The 3129-nt window shown below is 68.2% G+C and carries 3 protein-coding genes; 1 reads left to right on the forward strand and 2 read right to left on the reverse strand.

Going from position 1 to position 3129, the window contains the following annotated elements:
• Positions 1–316 precede the first annotated feature (316 nt).
• Positions 317–1060, forward strand: coding sequence for a VldE C-terminal domain-containing protein (locus BM093_RS34420; protein WP_143105715.1), 744 nt, complete (start codon positions 317–319; stop codon positions 1058–1060).
• 6 nt (positions 1061–1066) lie between these two features.
• Here the strand turns inward: BM093_RS34420 and BM093_RS34425 are convergent, their stop codons facing one another.
• Together BM093_RS34425 and BM093_RS34430 are read right to left on the reverse strand one after the other, a co-directional pair.
• Positions 1067–1978: a cytochrome c oxidase assembly protein gene (locus BM093_RS34425; protein ID WP_093357609.1), complete on the reverse strand. Its 912-nt coding sequence runs from the start codon at positions 1976–1978 to the stop codon at positions 1067–1069.
• 180 nt (positions 1979–2158) lie between these two features.
• The coding region (locus tag BM093_RS34430) for a cytochrome c oxidase subunit I (RefSeq protein ID WP_177238895.1) at positions 2159–3129 on the reverse strand (971 nt) is incomplete at its 5' end.

Consider the following 3129-nt stretch of genomic DNA (forward strand, 5'->3'; position numbering starts at 1 on the left):
ATATTACATTTCTCGCGGCCTGCAGGCCACCGCTGGTGGCCCCCGCGGCTGATGACGTCTCGTGCCGCTCACAGAGCCTTGGCGACCGGTCGCCGTCCCAGTCGTTTGGACGATCGGAGTCGCACACAAACCGGACGTACGGTCCGTTTCGGAACGGTAACGGCCTGATCCCCAGCAGGCCGGCGCGCTCCTCCGCTCCCCGCTGCGGAGTGCGACAGTGTCCGAGCGAGGAAGGAACCCTTCTGTGCCGAGGCATCTCTGCGGCGCCACAGCGGTCCGGTGCTCCCCGAACCGACCCGCTGTGGACCACTCCAGCGTGACCCGCGACGTGGCACCGCAACCGTCGCTGCGGCGCGGAGCAGGCGTCGTGGGCGTGCTGGCCTCCGCGCTGGTCGGTGGCGGGCTCGTCGCGGGGCACAGCGAGGCGGGAGACGACACGGTCCACATCGAGGAGCTGGCGCTGCAGGCGTTCACCACCTCCTCCGATGACACCGGCCCGGCGGTGACGCTCGAGCCGGCGATGCCGACCGCTCCGTCGACGGGCTCGGCCCGCGCCGTGAGCGAGCCCCCACCCCCGATCGATGTCGACGCGATCATCGGGGCGGCCGACGGCGCAGTCGGGGACGCCCTCGCGGCCCAGCGCCAGCGGGCCGAGGAGCGGTCAGCTGCGGATCGACCGGACGGGGATGATCTCGCATCGTCGGACGGTGGCGGCCCCGCCGGCTGCGCGGCCGGCGCCGAGGGATTCGGCGCCGTCGCATCGTCCGTGGCCACGGCCGGGGAGAAGCTGCGCTGCATGTTCGGCATCGATACCGTCTACGGAGTCGCGGGCCGCTCCAACGCATCCGACCACCCGAAGGGCAACGCGCTGGACTTCATGGTCGACCAGGCCACCGGCGAGAAGCTCGCCGCCTACGCCCGGCAGAACAGCGACGAGCTGGGGATCAGTTACGTGATCTACCGGCAGCGTATCGACACCGGCAGCGGCTGGGAGTCGATGGAGGACCGGGGCGGCATCACCGCGAACCACATGGATCACGTCCACATTTCGTTCGACTGAGTCGGATCAAGTGCCGTCACGCTGCGGCCCGAGGACATCGGGCGGCGTGTCGGTGCTGTCGGTCAGCCACCACGGACGGATGGTCGGGCCGTCGCCGTAGAGCCGGTCGAGCTGCCGGTCGGTGCGCCGCGCGGTCCGCTCGTCGGAGGCGTACCACTGGTGGGTGAACGCGAAGATCAGCGCGATCGCCGCGATGTCACCGAAGCCCCACAGGATTGCCCCGCCCAGGTGCTGGTCGTCGAGCAGCGACGGGCCCCAGTCGCGGTCCAGCGCGGTGTAGAACTCCGCGGCGAACAACGTGCTCGTCATCATGATCGGTATGCCGAGCAGGATGTGGATCGGCGCCATTCCCACCACGAGCAACATCTTCAGGCTGAATCGCACCCGGTGCGGTGTCGGGTCGACCGCCAGCAGCGCCCAGTAGAAGAGAAACCCGGCCGCGACGAAGTGCAGGTGCATCAGGTCGTGCACCCACGCGTTGGTCAGCGACAGCCCCAACAGCGGGGTGTAATAGAACGCGAACTGCGTAACGGCGAAGATCGCGAACGCGGCCACCGGATGCGAGACGCTCCTGACCCAGCGGGTGTGCAGCACCACGAGCAGGACCGTGCGCCCGCGTCGGGGCAGGGTCCGCAGCGCCAGGCTGGTCGGCGCGCCGAGCACCAGCCCGACCGGAGCGATCATCTGCAACACCATGTGCTGGATCGCCGGGACCGAGAACAGAACGCGGTCGTAGACGCCCAGCGCCGACGACGTCCCGACCAGCACACCCAGCACACCCAGGAGCCAGAACACGGTCCGGCGCCACGACCAGGCATCGCCGCGCCGCCGCACCCGCAGCACCCCCCACAAGTACAGAGCGCTCGCGATCAGCAGCGGTACCGTCACCGCCGGGTCGAATGTCCAGCTGGTCAGCATTGCGTGCCACGTCAGTGGCGGAGGGTCCAGCGGCGGCAGCCAGCGTGGCAGTAGCACGGTCACTCCTTCTCACACGCCGGCTGCGACCACTGCGGCCGCAGGTCCTGCGGCGAGCGGGCAGTGCCGTCGAGGGACGACACCGCCCGGAACGGACGCCGATCTGGCACAAGCACCCAGCACTCAGGTGGACTTAGGGTCGTCGTCGGGCATGGACTCCTTACCGACCTCGTGCGCCAGTACCTCGGTGGGGTGGGCCTTCCCGCCGACGTGGGCCTCGGCCCGGGCACGCGCGACCATGTGCGGGTAGTGCAGGTCGAACGCCGGGCGCTCGGACCGGATCCGGGGCAGCTCGGTGAAGTTGTGCCGCGGCGGCGGGGACGAGGTCGCCCACTCCAGCGAGTTGCCGAAGCCCCACGGATCGTCGACGTCGCAGACCCGACCGAACCGGTAGCTCTTGAACACGTTGTAGAGGAACGGCAGCGTCGAGGCCCCGAGGATGAACGCACCGATCGAGGAGATCGTGTTCAGCGTCGTGAACCCGTCGGAGGGCAGGTAGTCGGCGTAGCGGCGCGGCATACCCTCGTTGCCCAACCAGTGCTGCACCAGAAACGTCAAGTGGAACCCGACGAAGGTCAGCCAGAAGTGGACCTTGCCGAGCGTCTCGTCCAGGAACCGGCCAGTCATCTTCGGGAACCAGAAGTAGACGCCGCCGAAGGTCGCGAACGCGATCGTGCCGTAGAGCACGTAGTGGAAATGCGCCACTACGAAGTAGCTGTCCGACACCTGGAAATCCACCGGCGGCATCGCCAGCAGTACACCGGTCAGCCCACCGAACAGGAACGTGACCAAGAAGCCCGCCGAAAACAGCATCGGCGTCTCGAAGGTGATCTTCCCGCGCCACAGCGTGCCGATCCAGTTCACGAACTTGATCCCGGTCGGGATGGCGATCAGGAACGTGGTGAAAGAGAAGAAGGCCAGCAGCACCGCACCGGTGGCGTACATGTGGTGCGCCCACACCGCGACCGACAGCGCCGCGATCGCCATGGTCGCGAACACCAGGCCCTTGTAGCCGAAGATCGGCTTGCGGGCGAACACCGGGAAGATCTCCGAGACGATGCCGAAGAACGGCAGCGCCACGATGTAGACCTCGG

Source organism: Pseudonocardia ammonioxydans (genome assembly GCF_900115005.1).
Classification (GTDB): domain Bacteria; phylum Actinomycetota; class Actinomycetes; order Mycobacteriales; family Pseudonocardiaceae; genus Pseudonocardia; species Pseudonocardia ammonioxydans.

Bases quoted from the DNA above. Each gene is read 5' to 3' on its own strand.
- BM093_RS34425 (WP_093357609.1), bottom strand. From the start codon at position 1,978: ATGCTGACCAGCTGGACATTCGACCCGGCGGTGACGGTACCGCTGCTG.